Here is a 16,607-nt window from a genome sequence, read left to right on the forward strand (position 1 = left end):
GTTTTTGGAGGACAAATATGGAAATTAAACAACTCAAAGAACTTAAATTATACGGATTTAATAACCTTACAAAAACTCTGAGTTTTAATATGTATGATATTTGCTATGCCAAGTCACCTGAGCATCGACAGGAATATATTCAATACATTGATGAAGAATACAATTCAGAACGTCTGGCAAGGATTCTTACAGAAGTATCTAACATCATTGGTGCACATGTTTTAAATATCGCTAAACAAGATTACGATCCACAAGGGGCTAGCGTTACTATGCTTGTTTCAGAAGAACAGGAAGATACGATTTTAGAAAAAACAACATCCTCAACAGATCTCAATGAACCCTTTCCTTCAGATGTTGTTGCCCACCTTGATAAAAGTCATATTACAGTTCATACATATCCAGAAAGCCATCCCAATAAAGGGATTAGCACCTTCAGGGCAGATATTGATGTCTCAACTTGCGGTAAGATTTCTCCTCTGACAGCACTAAATTATCTTCTGACGAGTTTTTCTTCCGACATTGCTATCGTCGATTACCGAATTCGAGGATTTACTCGTGATCTTGAAGGAAGAAAGTTTTTTATAGATCATAAAATAAATTCCATTCAAAATTACGTAGCTAAGGAAAAAAAAGAGCTCTATCAAATGATTGATGTAAATGTCTATCAAGAAAATATTTTTCATACTAAAATGATCTTAAAAGATTTTAATCTCGATAATTATTTATTTGGCACAGCGAAAAAAGAACTTTCTCCCAACGAAAAGAAAAGAATTAAACAGCGTCTGACCAAAGAAATGGCCGAAATATTCCATGGGAGGAACATCCCTAGAGTCTAAACTATAAAATAGCGAGAAGCTATTAAAACTGGTGTGTTTAAAAGTTCTCGCCATTTTTATGAATCGGCTCACTAGTCTTATTAAATTTTGGAAAGTAAATTTTGTGGCTCATCAATTTCCATGGTCAAATTTTTAGGTTTAAACAAACGCTCATCTCCTAAATTCACTGCAATAGTCATTTTAGTTACTCCAAAAGCCAGGTGAGATATGAAAGTAGCTATGGCATCTTTGGGTTTGACTGGAAAAATGGAAGTTGCACCGAGCCTCGAGGCAACTCCGTATAAAACGCCCCATTCAGCAGCACCTAAGCCAGCTCCCTTTATAAAGTGCTTGTCTTTCCCCATTAGAGTAAGCCAATATATGCAGGTGACTCCAAGTCCCATTGCAATCATATTGTCGGCAATAATACCTACGGCTTTCCCATATGGAGATAAAATATCGAGTTTTTTTAGAAAAATACCAGCTGCTGTAGTGTAACCATTACTCTTAGAAAATCCTTTTCTATTAGAAACCTGCTCAACGACTATTTTAGCCAAATTACCACCTAAACCAGATATCACACCTAACCAAAATCTGTCTGTAATTTTCTTCACTTAGCTTCACCTCTCATTTTTTTCTCGTGTGTAATATTTCAGTTTAGTTTTTCCGTCCTAAACGTTTCCTATTACGTCCAAATTATGTTAGGCAAAACAACCATGTAAACAGGGTTTAAGAAAAGGAAATATATTTTTAAAGTTACGTAAAAGTGCCTTCGCGTTCACCCGCGAAGGCACTTGATTTATTTATGTAATGGCGGAGGAGGTGGGATTCGAACCCACGGACGGCTCACACCGTCAAACGATTTCGAGTCGCTCTCGTTATGACCACTTCGATACTCCTCCGTATATAGCGTCACCCAAAACTATACTATCAGATACCGCTGAAAATTCAGCGCAATCTTCTGAAAAACGATTTTAAAATGTCAGCACATTCTTCTTCTAGAACCCCGGCAACTACATCGACTCTATGGTTCCATAGAGTATAGTCTAAGACATTCATAACTGAACCTGTAGCCCCACCTTTTAAATCCATTGCCCCATAGACAAGTTGCTTTATGCGAGACTGCATGATAGCTCCTGCGCACATCGGACAAGGCTCTAACGTAACATACAAGGTGGCATCCGTCAGCCGCCAACTTCCTAATACTTTGGCTGCCCGTTGAATTACTAAGACCTCAGCATGTGCTGTAGGGTCGTTTTTCTGTTCTCTTTCATTATGCGCTAAGGCTATTGGTTGACCATTATGAACAACTACCGCTCCAATCGGAACTTCTCCTTGTTCAAAAGCCATTTGAGCCTGTTCAAGCGCCATACGCATCCAATCTTGATGAAGCATAATTACCTCGATTATGGTGACCCCGGGAGGAGTCGAACCTCCGCAAGACAGGGTTTAGGAAACCCCCGCTCTATCCACTGAGCTACGAGGCCATAGTAGAACATAACAGCAACATTAATAGCCATCAAATAATGTCTAGAATGGTTTAAATAGATTAAAAAGTTCGATATACGAATCTCGGATATCGAACCACGAACATCAATAATGGTGCGTTCGGAGGGATTCGAACCCCCGACATTCAGATTCGAAGTCTGACGCTCTATCCAGCTGAACTACGAACGCATAATGGTAAACTTTAATGGCGGAGGGGGTGGGATTCGAACCCACGGACCCCTTGCGAAGTCACCGGTTTTCAAGACCGGGTCCTTAAACCACTCGAACACCCCTCCAAGTAAAACAACCGAATAAAAGCATATCATATATGTCCAAAAATATCAACTAGCAATGCTTAGTATTAATTGGAAATTACATAGGATTTTTGATGATCTATCAACCGATATATTCAACGCCCATATAAGGCTGCAGCACTTTAGGAACACGAACTCTGCCATCCTGATCCTGATAATTCTCCATAATAGCCGCAACTGTGCGTCCAATCGCCAATCCGCTGCCATTTAAGGTATGGACAAACTCTGGCTTATCCTTAGGTCCTCTGCGAAAACGAATATTTGCCCGGCGCGCTTGAAAGTCTTCGAAGTTACTGCAAGAAGATATTTCCCTATAGGTATTAAAGCTGGGCAACCATACTTCTAAATCATAGGTTTTGGCAGACGTAAAGCCGAGATCTCCTGTAGCTAATGTCATGACTCGATAAGGAAGTTCTAATTCTTGAAGAATACTTTCAGCATCCTTTGTCAGTAATTCAAGCTCCTCATAAGAATTTTCAGGCAGTGAGAACTTAACCAGTTCTACTTTGTTGAACTGGTGTTGGCGAATAAGCCCTCTCGTATCCCGCCCTGCCGAACCCGCTTCAGAGCGAAAACATGAACTGTATGCGCAGTGGCGAATTGGCAATTGACTGCCATCTAATATTTCATCACGATAAAGATTTGTCACAGGCACTTCTGCCGTAGGAATTAAAAAGTAGTCTGTTCCAACAATTTTAAAGGCATCATCCTCAAATTTGGGCAATTGACCTGTACCCATCATAGAAGCACGATTGACCATATAGGGAGGAAGTATCTCTGTATATCCCCTAGTTGTGTGACGATCAAGCATAAATGAAATAAGAGAACGCTCCAGCTTAGCACCTAACCCTTTGTAAAAGGTAAACCGTGCTCCAGTAACCTTAGCAGCTCTGACAAAATCAAAAACATCCAACTTTTCACCGACTTCATAATGGGCTTTTGGCTCAAAATCAAAAATTCGAGGGGTTCCCCATGCACGAACTTGAACATTGGCACTTTCGTCTAAACCTACTGGCACAGAAGCGTGAGGTATGTTTGGAATTTCATAGAGTACTCTTTCCATCTCTCGTACAATGTCCGCTGATGTTTCTTCTAAGTCTTTAATGGTTTGACCAACTTCTCGCATTTCTAGAACAAGACTTTCAGCATCTTCTCCATTTTTCTTGAGACGCCCAACTTCTTCAGAAACCGAATTTCTACGGGCCTTTAAAGTCTCAATTTCAAAAAGCAGTTTGCGCCTTTCTTCTTCTTGTTTTAAGAAGTGGTCGAGACTAATAGAAACATGACGCTTTTCTAATGCCTCTTTAACTGCTTCAGGGTTATTACGAACAAATTTGAGATCCAACATACTAACACCCTCCCATGCCTGTAAAAAGAAAACTTGGATAGCGCCAAGCGCTGGCCTAGGATGGCCGAGTGTCCCTGTAGCCATGGATGGCGAGAAGGGACCCCTTCTGGCGCTTGGCGTTCGCCTTAGTGAACTTAATGTTCATCAATCATGTTTAAAAAATACTGATGAACTCTATTATCTGGAGTAAGTTCCGGATGGAACGCGCTGGCTAATAAATTTCCTTGTCTCACAAAGACAATCTTACCATTATACTCTGCTAATATACCTACATTAGGGGCCACTTCCTTAAGATAGGGTGCTCTAATAAACACAGCTCTCAGGGGATTAACTCCTAAGGCAGGTACTTGGAGATCCGTTTCAAAACTTGCTACTTGTCTTCCAAAAGCATTTCGTTCTACTACTGTATCCATAAGGTTCAAGCGATACTGATCACTGTCTACAATAGTTTTACTAAGTAGAATCATACCTGCGCAAGTTCCGAAAATTGGCATATCCTTAGCGCCAAGCTCCTTAATTCTTTCACCCATCTCATCAATTATCAGGAGTTTACCAATGGTTGTACTTTCTCCACCTGGAATAATGAGACCCTGTATTCCATCAAGATCACTTGTTCGACGCACCTCTGTAACATCGCAGCCCAATTTTTCTAAAACCTGCCGGTGCTCGCGAAAAGCACCTTGCAGTGCCAATACGCCAACACGCTTTTTCATTTTTACCAACCCCGTTCTTGCATACGCTGAGATTCGGTCAGGGTAGATATTTCAATTCCCGACATAGGTTGTCCTAGATCTTTAGAGATTTCCGCAAGCAATTTTGCATCCTTATAATGGGTCGTTGCCATAACAATTGCTTTAGCACGTGCTTTTGGATCACCTGATTTAAAGATTCCTGAGCCTACAAATATACCATCCACTCCCAGTTGCATCATTAAAGCAGCATCAGCAGGCGTAGCTATACCCCCTGCTGCGAAGTTAACGACGGGAAGTTTACCGTGTTCCGCCACATAAAGAACCAAATCATAGGGAGCACCCATATCTTTGGCTGCTGTCATAAGCTCCTCTTGCGGCATCAATGTCAAAGCACGCATTTCACTCATTACGGTACGCATATGACGAACTGCTTCAACTACATTACCTGTTCCAGGTTCTCCTTTGGTACGGATCATGGCGGCTCCTTCTCCGATTCGCCGTAATGCTTCACCCAGATTACGGCAACCGCAAACAAAAGGCACCTTGAAATCATGTTTATTAATATGATAAGAATCGTCTGCAGGAGTTAATACTTCAGACTCATCAATATAATCAGCACCTAAAGCTTCTAAAATTCGAGCTTCGACAAAATGTCCGATACGTGCTTTAGCCATGACTGGAATAGACACTACTTCCATTATGTTCTTTATAATTGAGGGATCCGCCATCCGTGCAACTCCACCTTCTGCACGAATATCCGAAGGAACACGCTCTAAAGCCATTACAGCACATGCTCCAGCCTCTTCTGCAATTATTGCCTGCTCAGGAGTGGTTACATCCATAATAACGCCACCCTTAAGCATTTCTGCAAGTCCAGTCTTTACTTTAAATGAGCCAATATCAGTCATTATAATAGTTCCTCCTCAAGATAAATTGTTAAACAATAGATTATGTATATAAACATAATCTATGAATCTCAGACATGGTAACACCTTGCTCAAATTTTGTCAATTTTAGACTTCATCATCTGAGTCTTCGGAATTATCACCTTCCTCAATTTCTTCATCATCCTTCATCAAGACTTTTGCAATCGCTACAACACTACTTTCACCGGTCCGCATGGCCATAACTCCTTGTGCAGATCGTCCTTGATTCGAAATGCTTGAAACAGGAATTCTAAGCATAATTCCATTATTGGTAATTACCATAAGCTCATCTTCTACTTGAACAACTTTGATTCCAACTAAAGTGCCCGTTTTAGCATTCAATTTCATGACAATAACTCCTCGGCCGCCACGTCCTTGAACACGGAATTCCTTAAGGTTAGTTCGCTTAGCAAATCCGTTTTCACTCATTGTTAAGAGTTCACCTTCGTCACCAATAACATCCATTCCAACAACTAAATCGTTTGCTTCAAGCTTTATCCCTTTGACTCCACGCGCTGTACGTCCCATATAACGTACATCAGACTCTGGAAAACGAATGGCAATTCCATTTTTAGTAGCTAAAAGAATATCATCCAATCCTTGGGTTAACTTAACCCCGATAAGTTCATCCTCTTCATCTAAGGTTAAAGCAATTAACCCATCTCTTCGGGATGAATCATATTCCTGCAATGCTGTCTTCTTCATGATGCCGTTTTTAGTAGCTGTGATCAAGAAGAAGTCAGGACTATACTCTTTAATTGCCATAACTGCTGTTATCATTTCATGTTGGCTTAAATTTAAGAGGTTTATAACGGCAGTTCCCTTACCAGTTCGACTCGCTTCAGGAATCTCATGAGCTTTCAGTCGATACACTTTTCCCTGGGAAGTAAAGAAAAGAATATAGTGATGGGTGGTCGTTGTAAAGAGATGTTCAACAAAGTCTCGTTCTTTAGTAGCCATCCCATGGACCCCTTTGCCCCCTCGGTTCTGGCTCTTGTATGTATTTAGAGGCAACCGTTTGATATACCCATAATGAGTAACGGTGACAACTACGTCTTCCACCGCAATAAGATCTTCAATATCCATTTTACTGACATCAACCGTTATCTGTGTCCGTCGAGAATCTCCAAATTTATGATTTATTTCTTCCAATTCAGCCTTAACAATTCCAATAACCATAGCTTCTGAGGCAAGAACTGATTTAAGATAATCAATAGTCTTCATCAGTTCCTTGTATTGATTCTCCAATTTTTCTCGTTCTAATCCGGTCAGGCGCTTTAATCTCATATCTACTATGGCTTGAGCTTGTTTTTCACTTAAACCAAAACGCATTGATAGATTTTCTCTAGCCTTTGATTCATCAGATGAAGAGCGAATGGTTTCAATAACTTCATCTATATGATCAAGTGCTATTCTCAGTCCCTCAATTATATGAGCTTCTGCCTCTGCTTTATTGAGTTCAAACCTAGTTCTTCGAACAATTACATCTTTTTGATGTTCAATAAAATAATGAATCATATCCTTAAGCGTAAGAGTTTTTGGCTGTCCATTGACTAAGGCCAGCATATTTACGCCAAAAGTATCTTCCAACTGAGTATGTTTATAGAGTTGGTTTAAAATAACCTTCGGATTGACATCCCGTCTTAGCTCTATAACAATACGCATCCCTGACCTGTCCGATTCATCCCTAAGGTCGGTGATCCCATCAATTTTCTTATCACGAACAAGGTCAGCAATTTTTTCAATCATTCTAGCTTTATTGACCATAAATGGAATTTCTGTGATAAGGATACGAGTCTTACCTGACTTTTCCATGTTTTCAATTTGTGCTTTAGCTCTTATTTTTATTGAACCTCTTCCAGTCAGATAAGCAGATCTGATTCCTTCGTGACCCATGATCGTTGCACCTGTTGGGAAGTCTGGACCTTTTATATAATTAATTAGTTCATCAATTGATAATTCAGGATTTTCCATTAAAGCAATTGTCGCTTGGACCACTTCTGATAAATTATGAGGTGGAATATTCGTTGCCATTCCTACTGCAATTCCTGAAGAACCGTTTACAAGCAAATTTGGAAATTTTGAAGGCAATACTGTAGGTTCTTCTTGTTTTTCATCATAGTTAAGGCCGAAATCAACAGTATCTTTGTCGATATCTGCCAACATATAAGTCGCCAGTTTAGCCATTCGCAGTTCAGTATAACGCATAGCAGCTGCAGAGTCTCCATCAATTGAACCAAAGTTACCGTGTCCGTCAACAAGCGGATAGCGACTTGCAAAATCTTGAGCCAAACGAACAACCGCATCATAAATTGAAGAATCCCCGTGGGGGTGGAATTTACCCATGCAATCTCCGACAAGTCGTGCCGACTTACTATAAGGCTTGTTCGGAGTCAAACCCAACTCATGAAGAGTATAAAGAATTCTGCGATGTACCGGTTTGAGCCCGTCTCGCACATCGGGCAAAGCACGGCTAACGATAACACTCATAGAGTAATCGATAAATGACTTTCGCATTTCTTCCGCAATTTCAATGGGAAGGACCTTCCCTCCCAATAGTTCATCCGCCATGAATGAGCACCCCTTTAAGTATCTAGATTACGAACATCTTTAGCATAGCGATTAATAAAGTCACGACGAGGTTCAACCTTATCACCCATTAATACAGTAAACATTTCTTCAGTTCTCATAGCATCTTCCATAGTCACCCGTAAGATAGTCCGATTTGCAGGATCCATAGTGGTTTCCCACAACTGATCAGGATTCATTTCTCCCAAACCTTTGTAACGCTGAAGTTCTACCTTTTCCCTACCTATTTTTTCAAGGGTATTTGCCAATTCAACATCCGAATAAGCATATTGAATGTCTCGCCCTTTTTTTATCTTAAAAAGTGGCGGTTGAGCAATATAAACATAATGATTTTCGATGAGGGGTCTCATATAACGATAAAAGAAGGTTAGCAATAGAGTCCTAATGTGAGCACCATCTACGTCAGCGTCTGTCATAATAATTAATTTATGATAGCGTGCTTTTGTAATATCAAAATCATCAGATATACCTGTTCCCATCGCAGTAATCATTGCTCTGATCTCTGTATTTCCTAATATTTTATCGAGCCTGGCTTTTTCTACATTAATAATTTTCCCGCGCAAGGGCAAAATGGCTTGAAATCGACGATCTCTGCCTTGTTTTGCCGAGCCGCCTGCACTATCTCCCTCGACAATGTACATTTCACACAAATCAGGTTCCTTCCACGAACAATCTGCCAGTTTACCGGGAAGAGAGGTACCTTCTAAGGCACTCTTTCGACGAGTTAACTCCCTCGCTTTTCGGGCCGCGTCCCGTGCTCGGGCTGCTTGAACTGATTTATCAATAAATTTTCTAGCAATAGACGGATTCTCCTCAAGGAAAATATTTAAGCCTTCTCCTGTTGCAGAGTCCACTATACCTCGTATTTCACTATTTCCTAACTTCGTCTTCGTCTGTCCTTCAAACTGAGGATCAGGAACCTTAACCGAAATTACAGCAGTTAATCCTTCTCTGATGTCATCTCCAGAAAGATTAGAATCTGCAGCTTTTAACATATTACTTTTGCGGGCATAATCATTGACTACCCTCGTTAGAGCCGACTTAAAACCCGCCTCATGGGTTCCCCCTTCTTGAGTATTAATATTATTAGCATAGGAAAACAAATTTTCCGCATAACTATCGTTATACTGAATACAAACCTCAACTTGAACATTGTCTTTTGTTGTTTCAATATATATTGGTTGCGGATGCAAACAATCCTTACTTTTATTGAGGTACATTACAAAATCTTGAATACCACCGGTATGTAAAAAAGTTTCTTTAACATTAGTACGTTCATCCGTTAAATTAATAGTAATACTTTTATTTAAAAACGATAGTTCTCTAAGTCGATGAGCCAAAATATCAAAGTCGTAAACAGTCTCCTCAAATATTTCTGAATCAGGGATAAATGATATCTTAGTTCCATTATTTTCGGTTGTCCCGATATTTACCAGTTCTGTAGTTGGTTTGCCTTTGGCATATTCCTGATGATATACATGGCCTCCTTTGGAAACCTCAACAACCAACCATTTGGATAATGCATTTACAACACTTAGACCAACTCCATGAAGCCCCCCTGATACTTTATAGGCACTTTCACTTCCACCAAATTTTCCCCCAGCATGTAATACGGTCAAAGCAACTTCAACAGCAGGTTTACCTGTTTTAGGATGTATATCTACTGGAATTCCGCGTCCATTATCGATAACTGTAATACTGTTATCTGAGTGAATTAGCACATCAATCTTATCACAATATCCTGCTAACGCTTCATCAATACTGTTATCAACGATTTCATAGACAAGATGATGGAGACCACGAGGACCTGTGGTCCCAATATACATACCAGGACGTTTACGAACAGCCTCTAAACCTTCAAGAACTTCGATTTGCCCTGCATTATAATTATCACCCGTATTTTGAACTTGTAGCTCTTTATTTTCTTGCAAAGCTGTTTCCTCCTATAGAAAACTTGGCTAGCGCCAAGACTTTTATTCGCCGGCGTTCGCCATAGTCGCACTTATGCGCAGGCCATAACTCTAACAGAAATGTTCAAAGTTAGAGCATCACATAGATGGCAGTGGTGTCTTATTAGCATGAAAGTTTGACTAGTACCAAAAAATACCTTCAACCTTATTATTGTACACTAAAATTTAAGATGTATCAATTTAAAGCTAATTTAAACTAAATGCTTTAATTTTTTAACTTTCATTTCCAATTTCGGTAAAAGAACGCCTAAATAATGTAATCGAAGAAATTGGAGAAAAATACAAATCTTTTATCGTTACAATTAAGGTTTTTTCCTTACCTTTATCTGAAATATAGTAAATATTTTTATAATGATTTTTCATTTTATCTAAAAATACTTGGTTAGTTTGACTTATTTTTGTCATATCTAAGTCTATAATTGTAACAATTTCATCTTTTTTAATCAAAACATCTCCACCAAGATGTAAATACAACTAAGTTTCCCTCCTTATGTGCCCTTGTTCCACAAAATAAAGCGTTCCTAACTCAAGATGATTATCAGCACTTGTCATAGTTATAAGAGTTTGTATGCGTGAAGACTCTATGAACTTTATTAAATAGTCTCTCCTAAAACGGTCCAATTCAGACAACACGTCATCAAGTAAAAGAAGGGGGTATTCCCCTTTTTCTTGACGTATTAGCTCAAGTTCAGCAAGTTTTAAGCTCAACACTAAAGACCGCTGTTGCCCTTGTGATGCATAAAGTCGTGCTGGCTTATTATTTAGGAGTATCTGTAAATCATCACGATGAGGTCCTACAAGAATCATTTGACGTTCTATCTCTTGATCTAATTTATCATTTAGTAATTTTGGAAATTCAGATATAGCTTCATTTACAGTTCTTTTACCTAAAGCATAGTAGAGGATCATCAATTTTTCTTTTTTTGAGGACAAATTTCCATAAATGGGGTCAGCTGCATCTTGTAAGCGTTGCGTTAACTCCGCTCTATTGAGAATAATCTTTTCTCCCAATTCAATAATTTGTTCATTCCAAAGCTGTAATTGTGAGTATTTCATATGCTTGTCAGTAAAAGACTTTAATAATGCACTTTTCTGCTGAATCACTTTATTATACGCGTTTAGAATACTTACATGTCCTGGGCGCATTTGTGCGATATGCAAGTCCAAAAATCTTCTTCTTTCCGAAGGCCCCCCTTTTATCATAACAAGGTCATCCGGAGAAAAGAAGATTACATTTATGGTCCCAACAAAATCGGATAAACGTTGACAAGATACTTTATTTATTTTGACCATTTTCCTTTTATCTTTATAATGACTTTCCAACAATACTTTGCGGTCATTCATTAAAAAATCCCCATAAAGATGAAATTCACTTTGATCCCAACGTAACAATTCTTGTTCACGATGTACTCGATAGGATTTACCAGTCAATAAGTAATAAATTCCTTCAATAATATTTGTCTTACCCTGACCATTATCTCCAATTAAAATATTTGTTCCAGGCATGAATTGGATAGTTTCATTTTCATAATTACGGAAATTCTGTAAGCGCATATTATTTATCATCATAATTATTATTAAGACGTTCTTACCGGTAATACCAGATAAATATAATTCGGATTGTCTAATGGTCGCATTACACCTGGGCTAAATGGTCCAGATAATTCAAATAAAATGCGATCGCTGTCTATTACTTTTAAAGCATCAATCAAAAATTTTGCATTAAAAGCAATCCTTACATCCTTACCTTCCATTTCTATGCCTATTTGCTCAGATATTTTGCCTAATTCAGAACTTTGATCAATTCTCAACTCATTATTTTCTACATTTATCCTTATAATATTAGCACCACTTTTGTCGCGAGAAAGCAATGAAGCCCGTTCCACCGCGTCAAGAAATTCTCTAACTGATAAATAAACTTTTGTCTCACATGTTTGAGGGATAACTTGTTTATAGTTAGGAAATTGACCCTCAATAAGTCTTGATATTAAATAAATTGAACCAAATTGAAAAACTACCTGATTACTGCTGTAACTAATGTTCAAGACCTCATCTTCATCTCTTAACAAACGATAAATTTCTGAAAGAGTTTTCGAGGGAATAATGCCGCTGAAACGTGATTCTCCCGAATTAGTTATTTCAGAAATAATATAGGCTAATCGATGAGTATCTGTGGCCACTAGTCGAATATTCGTACCCTCAATTTGCAAGAGTATCCCATTAAAAACTGGTCTATTTTCTTCTGCAGCACAGGAGAATATGGTCTGTTTAATCATATTTTTAAAGATCATAGTAGGTAATTCAAAGGATAAGGGTTCTATAAGATCTGGAAGCAAAGGGAATTCTTCAGGATCGTACCCATGCAAAATAATTTCTGATTGGTAATAACCTATTGTTATTTGTTGATCTTTTTCTTCTAATGTGATTGTAGTATCTGGCAATTTACGCACAACTTCTGTAAAGAGTTTAGCAGGAACGATCATTGTCCCTTCCTCAGTGACTTGCGCTGGAACGTCACAACGAATCCCCATTTCAAGATCAGTAGCTGCAAATTGTAAAGACTGATTATCGGCCTGAATTAAAATTCCTTGAAGGACCGGCAATGGGTTTTTATTAGAAACAGCCCGTTGAACAGCATTTACACCAGAAAGCAGTGCATCTTTTGAGCAGAAGATTTTCATATGAATCGAATCCTCCTATAAATTTTATCCCCGGGATAAGATTAAATAGACTTCAGAATATGAAGTAGTTTTTTTATTGATCGCTAATTTTGAGTAAGGAAATTTTAATTTGATTTTTCTATTTCTTGCTCGTTCTAAATCCGGGTTATTAATAATAAGATAATAGTTAGTAGTTGTAGTAGTATCGCTTGTCAACATGTGTATAAGTAGACTGACATGTCTAAACGACTGATAAAAGCTATGTTGAAAAAGTTGTGGACAACCGGATCAAATTATCCACGTGTCCACATTTAAAAATTTATTATTATTTTATCCACAGGTTATGAACAAATATTTTAAAGCTTTAATCGGATTGAATACGTTGTATTATTTCATTCACTTTTTTCTCGAGCAACGGATCATTGCTTAGGGCTTGTGTGATTTTATCGTGAGCGTGCATTACAGTCGTATGATCTCTTCCCCCAAATTCGTCTCCTATTTTAGGTAAAGAGAAATCTGTAAGCTGACGAGAAAGATACATGGCGATTTGTCTGGGAAAGGCAACGGCACGGGTTCTTTTCTTAGCTTTAAAATCAGTAGGTGATAAGTTAAAAAATCTTGCTACAGATTCTTGAATAATATCAATGGTTATTTGCTTAGTATTATTTGCTGGGATAATATCTTTTAATGCTTCTACTGCTACTTCTGCAGTTATAGGGATTAGACTAAGGGAGGCAAAAGCCATTACTCTTATTAGTGCACCTTCGAGCTCACGTATGTTTGAACGAATTTTGTCAGCAATGTAAACCATTACTTCATTAGGAACCTGGAGGTTTTCCATCATTGCCTTTTTTCGAAGAATAGCTATGCGTGTTTCTAGATCGGGTGCCTGAATATCAGTTATTAAACCCCATTCAAAACGTGATCGTAAACGGTCTTCTAACGTTGGTATTTCTTTTGGAGGACGATCAGATGAAATAATAATTTGTTTATTAGCTTCATGAAGCGCATTGAATGTATGAAAGAACTCTTCTTGAGTTCGTTCTTTGCCAGCTAAAAACTGAATATCATCGATTAGCAGGATATCAACGTTTCGGTAATGATTGCGGAATTCTTCGGGGTTTTCGTCTCTGATGGAATCTATCAGTTCATTTGTAAATTTTTCACTAGAAACATAAATAACCTTAGTATTAGGTGATCGTTGAAGGACATGATGCCCTATTGCATGCATGAGGTGGGTTTTTCCCAGACCTACTCCACCGTAAATAAATAGAGGATTATAGGACTTGGCCGGTGATTCAGCCACAGCTAAGGAAGCGGCATGAGCAAAACGATTACTATTACCAATAACAAAAGTGTCGAAGGTGTATTTGGTATTCAGTGAATTAGGAATAGGTTCATTATGTTTAGAAACTGCAACTGTAGGCTCAGTTGAGGATATATCATCACTATAAGTATCTCCTAAAGAAGATAAAATAAAGCGAAGACTTACAGAATGACCTAAAACGGATTGAACAGAAGACCTAATCATAGGTGCATAACGACTTTCTAACCAATCTTTTGCAAATTCATTGGGGACACTAATGACAAGTGTATCTCCATCAATATTAAGAAGTCGTGTAGAACTCAACCAAGTTTCAAAGCTCGGCTTAGAAAGTTCATTTTTTAGTTTTTCTAGCGTTTCCTGCCACAATAATTGGAGTGAGTTCGACTGTGGTGGCATTGATGGACCTCCCTTGTCTAAAAATGAAAGAAATATGACAATAAAAAAGTTATACACAAACTTATACACATTTGTGGATAACTTAAACAAATTACGTGTTGTGAATAACAGAAAACACGATTTGTTGTTGTCGTCAGGTATTGTAGAAATATAATATCAAGTTTCGGTAGGGTTATCAACAGGAATATCGTCTGTTTATAAAATTATTCACAGGGGATAACTTTTTTACCTATTAAGTTATCCACATTGTGTCAAAGTCATTTGCTTGACAGATTAAAATTTATTAGAGTATAATCTCTAAGTAAGTTTGATTGTCTTCGAATGTTTTTTCGTTTGAAATAAAGGAGGTGTCGTTAAATTGAAGAGAACATATCAACCGAAGAATCGGCGTCATAAGCGTGTTCACGGTTTTTTAAGTCGGATGAGTACGCCAACGGGGCGAAATGTAATAAAGCGCCGTCGTTTAAAGGGTCGGAAGAAGTTATCAGTTTAAGGCCGCAATTATGTGGCCTTTTTTTTACAGTCTCAAAGTATAACTTATCGTTACATACTTTATGGAAGATCCCTTCTCGCCATCACGGTACCTAGTGCCATCCATGGCGGTGCTCTTTCTTAACCATCCTTGGTTGAGTCTTGGCTGCAGGGACACTCAGGCCGTCTATGGCCAGCGATTAAGTGTAACTATGGCGACCGCCAACGCCTGTGGCTTGACGGAAACCAAGTTTATCTGATAAATAAATTTTCTGAGCTGTCATACTAGCTCGTAAAACGTTTAAACTAAGGCATAGTGAGTTAGAATATGATAGAAGGTATGTAAGCCTGGAGGAGTTATGCTACAAAGAAAGTTTCGCTTGCGTCAAAAATCGGGCTTCAAATCAATTTTCGAACTCGGAAAAAATTACTCTGTAAAATATGTTGCAATATATGTTTTTTACAAAGGCCCTAATCGTTTTGGTTTTATTGCCTCTAAAAAGGTAGGGAATTCTGTTCAAAGAAATCGAGCAAAGAGACTTATGAGGGAAGTCATCCGGCTTCATCTGCAGGAAATCAGGAAAGATATACAAATTATTTGTATAGCAAGAGCAAGAATCAAAGGAGTTTCCTACTCTGAAGTCGAAAGCAATATGATGAATATTTTAAAAAAAGCCAATACCTTAATAAAAAGTGAGTAAATTAATGAGACGTATTTTAATTGGGATGATTCGTTTATACCAAGTTTTAATTTCTCCTCTAAAGGGACAAACTTGTCGCTTTTATCCAAGTTGTTCGGAATATTCTGCTCAGGCTCTATTAAAATACGGCCTAATTAAAGGAAGTTGGAAATCAATTAAACGGATATTAAAATGTCATCCGTTTCATCCAGGTGGGCACGACCCAGTTTAAGGAGGGCTTCTGTGAGTACTATTGTTGAAGGAATGACTTATTTATTAAACATACTCTATAGTATGTCTGCTGCTATAGGTCTACCGTATTATGGTGTTGCGATTATACTTTTGACGATTTTAATTAAGACCTTGATTTTTCCGCTAACTTATAAACAAATGGCTTCAATGCGAAAAACTGTGGATTTACAACCAAAAATTAAAGCACTTCAAGAAAAACATAAAAATAATAAAGAAAAGGCGAATGCAGCCGTTATGGAGCTGTATAAAGAACATCAAGTAAATCCTTTGGGCGGCTGTCTTCCTATTATCATTCAGTTGCCGATTTTTTGGGCTTTATACAGTACATTGTTACATTTTCCTTATGACCCAACAAATCCTTCCGCTCATTTGTTTTTAGGCTTTGACTTAACAGTTGTATATGGGTTTGCTCTCTCATATCATATAATTTTACCGATCTTTGCTGCAGCCACAACTTATCTGCAAACTAAATTAACGAGTCCAAATGCTACCACAGATCCTACCCAAAAAACAATGTTATATATCATGCCAGTGTTTTTTGCTTACATTAGCGTTACAGTTCCAGCCGGGTTAGCTTTATATTGGGTAACGATGAACGTTGTATCGATTTTTCAACAACTTTATATTAATAGCAGGTTAGCTAATAAAACTAAAAAAGCAATATAGGAACGTGTAAGGC

At 38.1% G+C, this 16,607-nt stretch carries 16 protein-coding genes and 4 tRNA genes; 5 read left to right on the forward strand and 15 right to left on the reverse strand.

The window, feature by feature from the left end; all coding sequences use genetic code 11:
• Positions 1-17 precede the first annotated feature (17 nt).
• On the forward strand, positions 18-836 hold the full coding sequence (gene speD / locus M8E35_RS08570; RefSeq protein ID WP_252468444.1) for an adenosylmethionine decarboxylase: 819 nt from the start codon (positions 18-20) through the stop codon (positions 834-836).
• Between the two features lie 80 nt (positions 837-916).
• Here the strand turns inward: speD and M8E35_RS08575 are convergent, their stop codons facing one another.
• The 15 genes from M8E35_RS08575 to dnaA form a co-directional block, all read right to left on the reverse strand.
• Complete coding sequence (locus tag M8E35_RS08575) at positions 917-1,429, reverse strand: hypothetical protein (protein WP_252468445.1); 513 nt, start codon at positions 1,427-1,429, stop codon at positions 917-919.
• A gap of 197 nt (positions 1,430-1,626) precedes the next feature.
• Positions 1,627-1,717, reverse strand: a tRNA-Ser gene (locus M8E35_RS08580).
• 46 nt (positions 1,718-1,763) lie between these two features.
• Positions 1,764-2,210: a tRNA adenosine(34) deaminase TadA gene (tadA, locus tag M8E35_RS08585; RefSeq protein WP_252468446.1), complete on the reverse strand. Its 447-nt coding sequence runs from the start codon at positions 2,208-2,210 to the stop codon at positions 1,764-1,766.
• Between the two features lie 14 nt (positions 2,211-2,224).
• Positions 2,225-2,302: transfer RNA gene (locus tag M8E35_RS08590), tRNA-Arg, on the reverse strand.
• A 113-nt stretch (positions 2,303-2,415) separates the two neighbouring features.
• Positions 2,416-2,492: transfer RNA gene (locus tag M8E35_RS08595), tRNA-Arg, on the reverse strand.
• A gap of 17 nt (positions 2,493-2,509) precedes the next feature.
• Positions 2,510-2,599 (reverse strand) — tRNA-Ser (locus M8E35_RS08600).
• A 100-nt stretch (positions 2,600-2,699) separates the two neighbouring features.
• Complete coding sequence (gene serS / locus M8E35_RS08605; protein WP_252468447.1) at positions 2,700-3,965, reverse strand: serine--tRNA ligase; 1,266 nt, start codon at positions 3,963-3,965, stop codon at positions 2,700-2,702.
• A gap of 134 nt (positions 3,966-4,099) precedes the next feature.
• On the reverse strand, positions 4,100-4,678 hold the full coding sequence (gene pdxT, locus M8E35_RS08610) for a pyridoxal 5'-phosphate synthase glutaminase subunit PdxT (protein WP_252468448.1): 579 nt from the start codon (positions 4,676-4,678) through the stop codon (positions 4,100-4,102).
• 2 nt (positions 4,679-4,680) lie between these two features.
• On the reverse strand, positions 4,681-5,565 hold the full coding sequence (gene pdxS / locus M8E35_RS08615; protein ID WP_252468449.1) for a pyridoxal 5'-phosphate synthase lyase subunit PdxS: 885 nt from the start codon (positions 5,563-5,565) through the stop codon (positions 4,681-4,683).
• Positions 5,566-5,670: 105 nt separating this feature from the next.
• Complete coding sequence (gyrA, locus tag M8E35_RS08620) at positions 5,671-8,154, reverse strand: DNA gyrase subunit A (RefSeq protein WP_252468450.1); 2,484 nt, start codon at positions 8,152-8,154, stop codon at positions 5,671-5,673.
• Positions 8,155-8,168: 14 nt separating this feature from the next.
• Entirely contained in the window at positions 8,169-10,103 is a 1,935-nt protein-coding gene (gene gyrB, locus M8E35_RS08625; RefSeq protein WP_252468451.1) for a DNA topoisomerase (ATP-hydrolyzing) subunit B, read from the reverse strand.
• A gap of 252 nt (positions 10,104-10,355) precedes the next feature.
• Positions 10,356-10,616 carry an extracellular matrix regulator RemB gene (gene remB, locus M8E35_RS08630; protein WP_252468452.1) on the reverse strand — a complete coding sequence of 87 codons (261 nt, stop codon included), beginning with the start codon at positions 10,614-10,616 and terminating at the stop codon, positions 10,356-10,358.
• Positions 10,617-11,711: a DNA replication/repair protein RecF gene (recF, locus tag M8E35_RS08635; protein ID WP_252468453.1), complete on the reverse strand. Its 1,095-nt coding sequence runs from the start codon at positions 11,709-11,711 to the stop codon at positions 10,617-10,619. It lies immediately after the preceding gene.
• Positions 11,712-11,719: 8 nt separating this feature from the next.
• Positions 11,720-12,823, reverse strand: a complete 1,104-nt coding sequence (gene dnaN / locus M8E35_RS08640) for a DNA polymerase III subunit beta (protein WP_252468455.1) — start codon at positions 12,821-12,823, stop codon at positions 11,720-11,722.
• Between the two features lie 343 nt (positions 12,824-13,166).
• On the reverse strand, positions 13,167-14,525 hold the full coding sequence (dnaA, locus tag M8E35_RS08645) for a chromosomal replication initiator protein DnaA (protein ID WP_252468457.1): 1,359 nt from the start codon (positions 14,523-14,525) through the stop codon (positions 13,167-13,169).
• Between the two features lie 358 nt (positions 14,526-14,883).
• Here dnaA and rpmH point away from each other — a divergent pair, with 358 nt between their 5' ends.
• The 4 genes from rpmH to M8E35_RS08665 all read left to right on the forward strand — a co-directional run bounded on the left by rpmH (position 14,884) and on the right by M8E35_RS08665 (position 16,594).
• Positions 14,884-15,018 carry a 50S ribosomal protein L34 gene (rpmH, locus tag M8E35_RS08650; protein ID WP_007777819.1) on the forward strand — a complete coding sequence of 45 codons (135 nt, stop codon included), beginning with the start codon at positions 14,884-14,886 and terminating at the stop codon, positions 15,016-15,018.
• A gap of 337 nt (positions 15,019-15,355) precedes the next feature.
• Positions 15,356-15,697: a ribonuclease P protein component gene (rnpA, locus tag M8E35_RS08655; protein WP_252468459.1), complete on the forward strand. Its 342-nt coding sequence runs from the start codon at positions 15,356-15,358 to the stop codon at positions 15,695-15,697.
• A gap of 4 nt (positions 15,698-15,701) precedes the next feature.
• Entirely contained in the window at positions 15,702-15,908 is a 207-nt protein-coding gene (yidD, locus tag M8E35_RS08660) for a membrane protein insertion efficiency factor YidD (RefSeq protein WP_252468461.1), read from the forward strand.
• An 11-nt stretch (positions 15,909-15,919) separates the two neighbouring features.
• A complete protein-coding gene (locus tag M8E35_RS08665) occupies positions 15,920-16,594 on the forward strand; it encodes a YidC/Oxa1 family membrane protein insertase (protein ID WP_252468463.1) in 675 nt (224 codons plus the stop codon).
• Positions 16,595-16,607: the final 13 nt, after the last annotated feature.

The organism is Desulfosporosinus nitroreducens (genome assembly GCF_023897015.1).
Taxonomy (GTDB): Bacteria; Bacillota; Desulfitobacteriia; order Desulfitobacteriales; family Desulfitobacteriaceae; genus Desulfosporosinus; species Desulfosporosinus nitroreducens.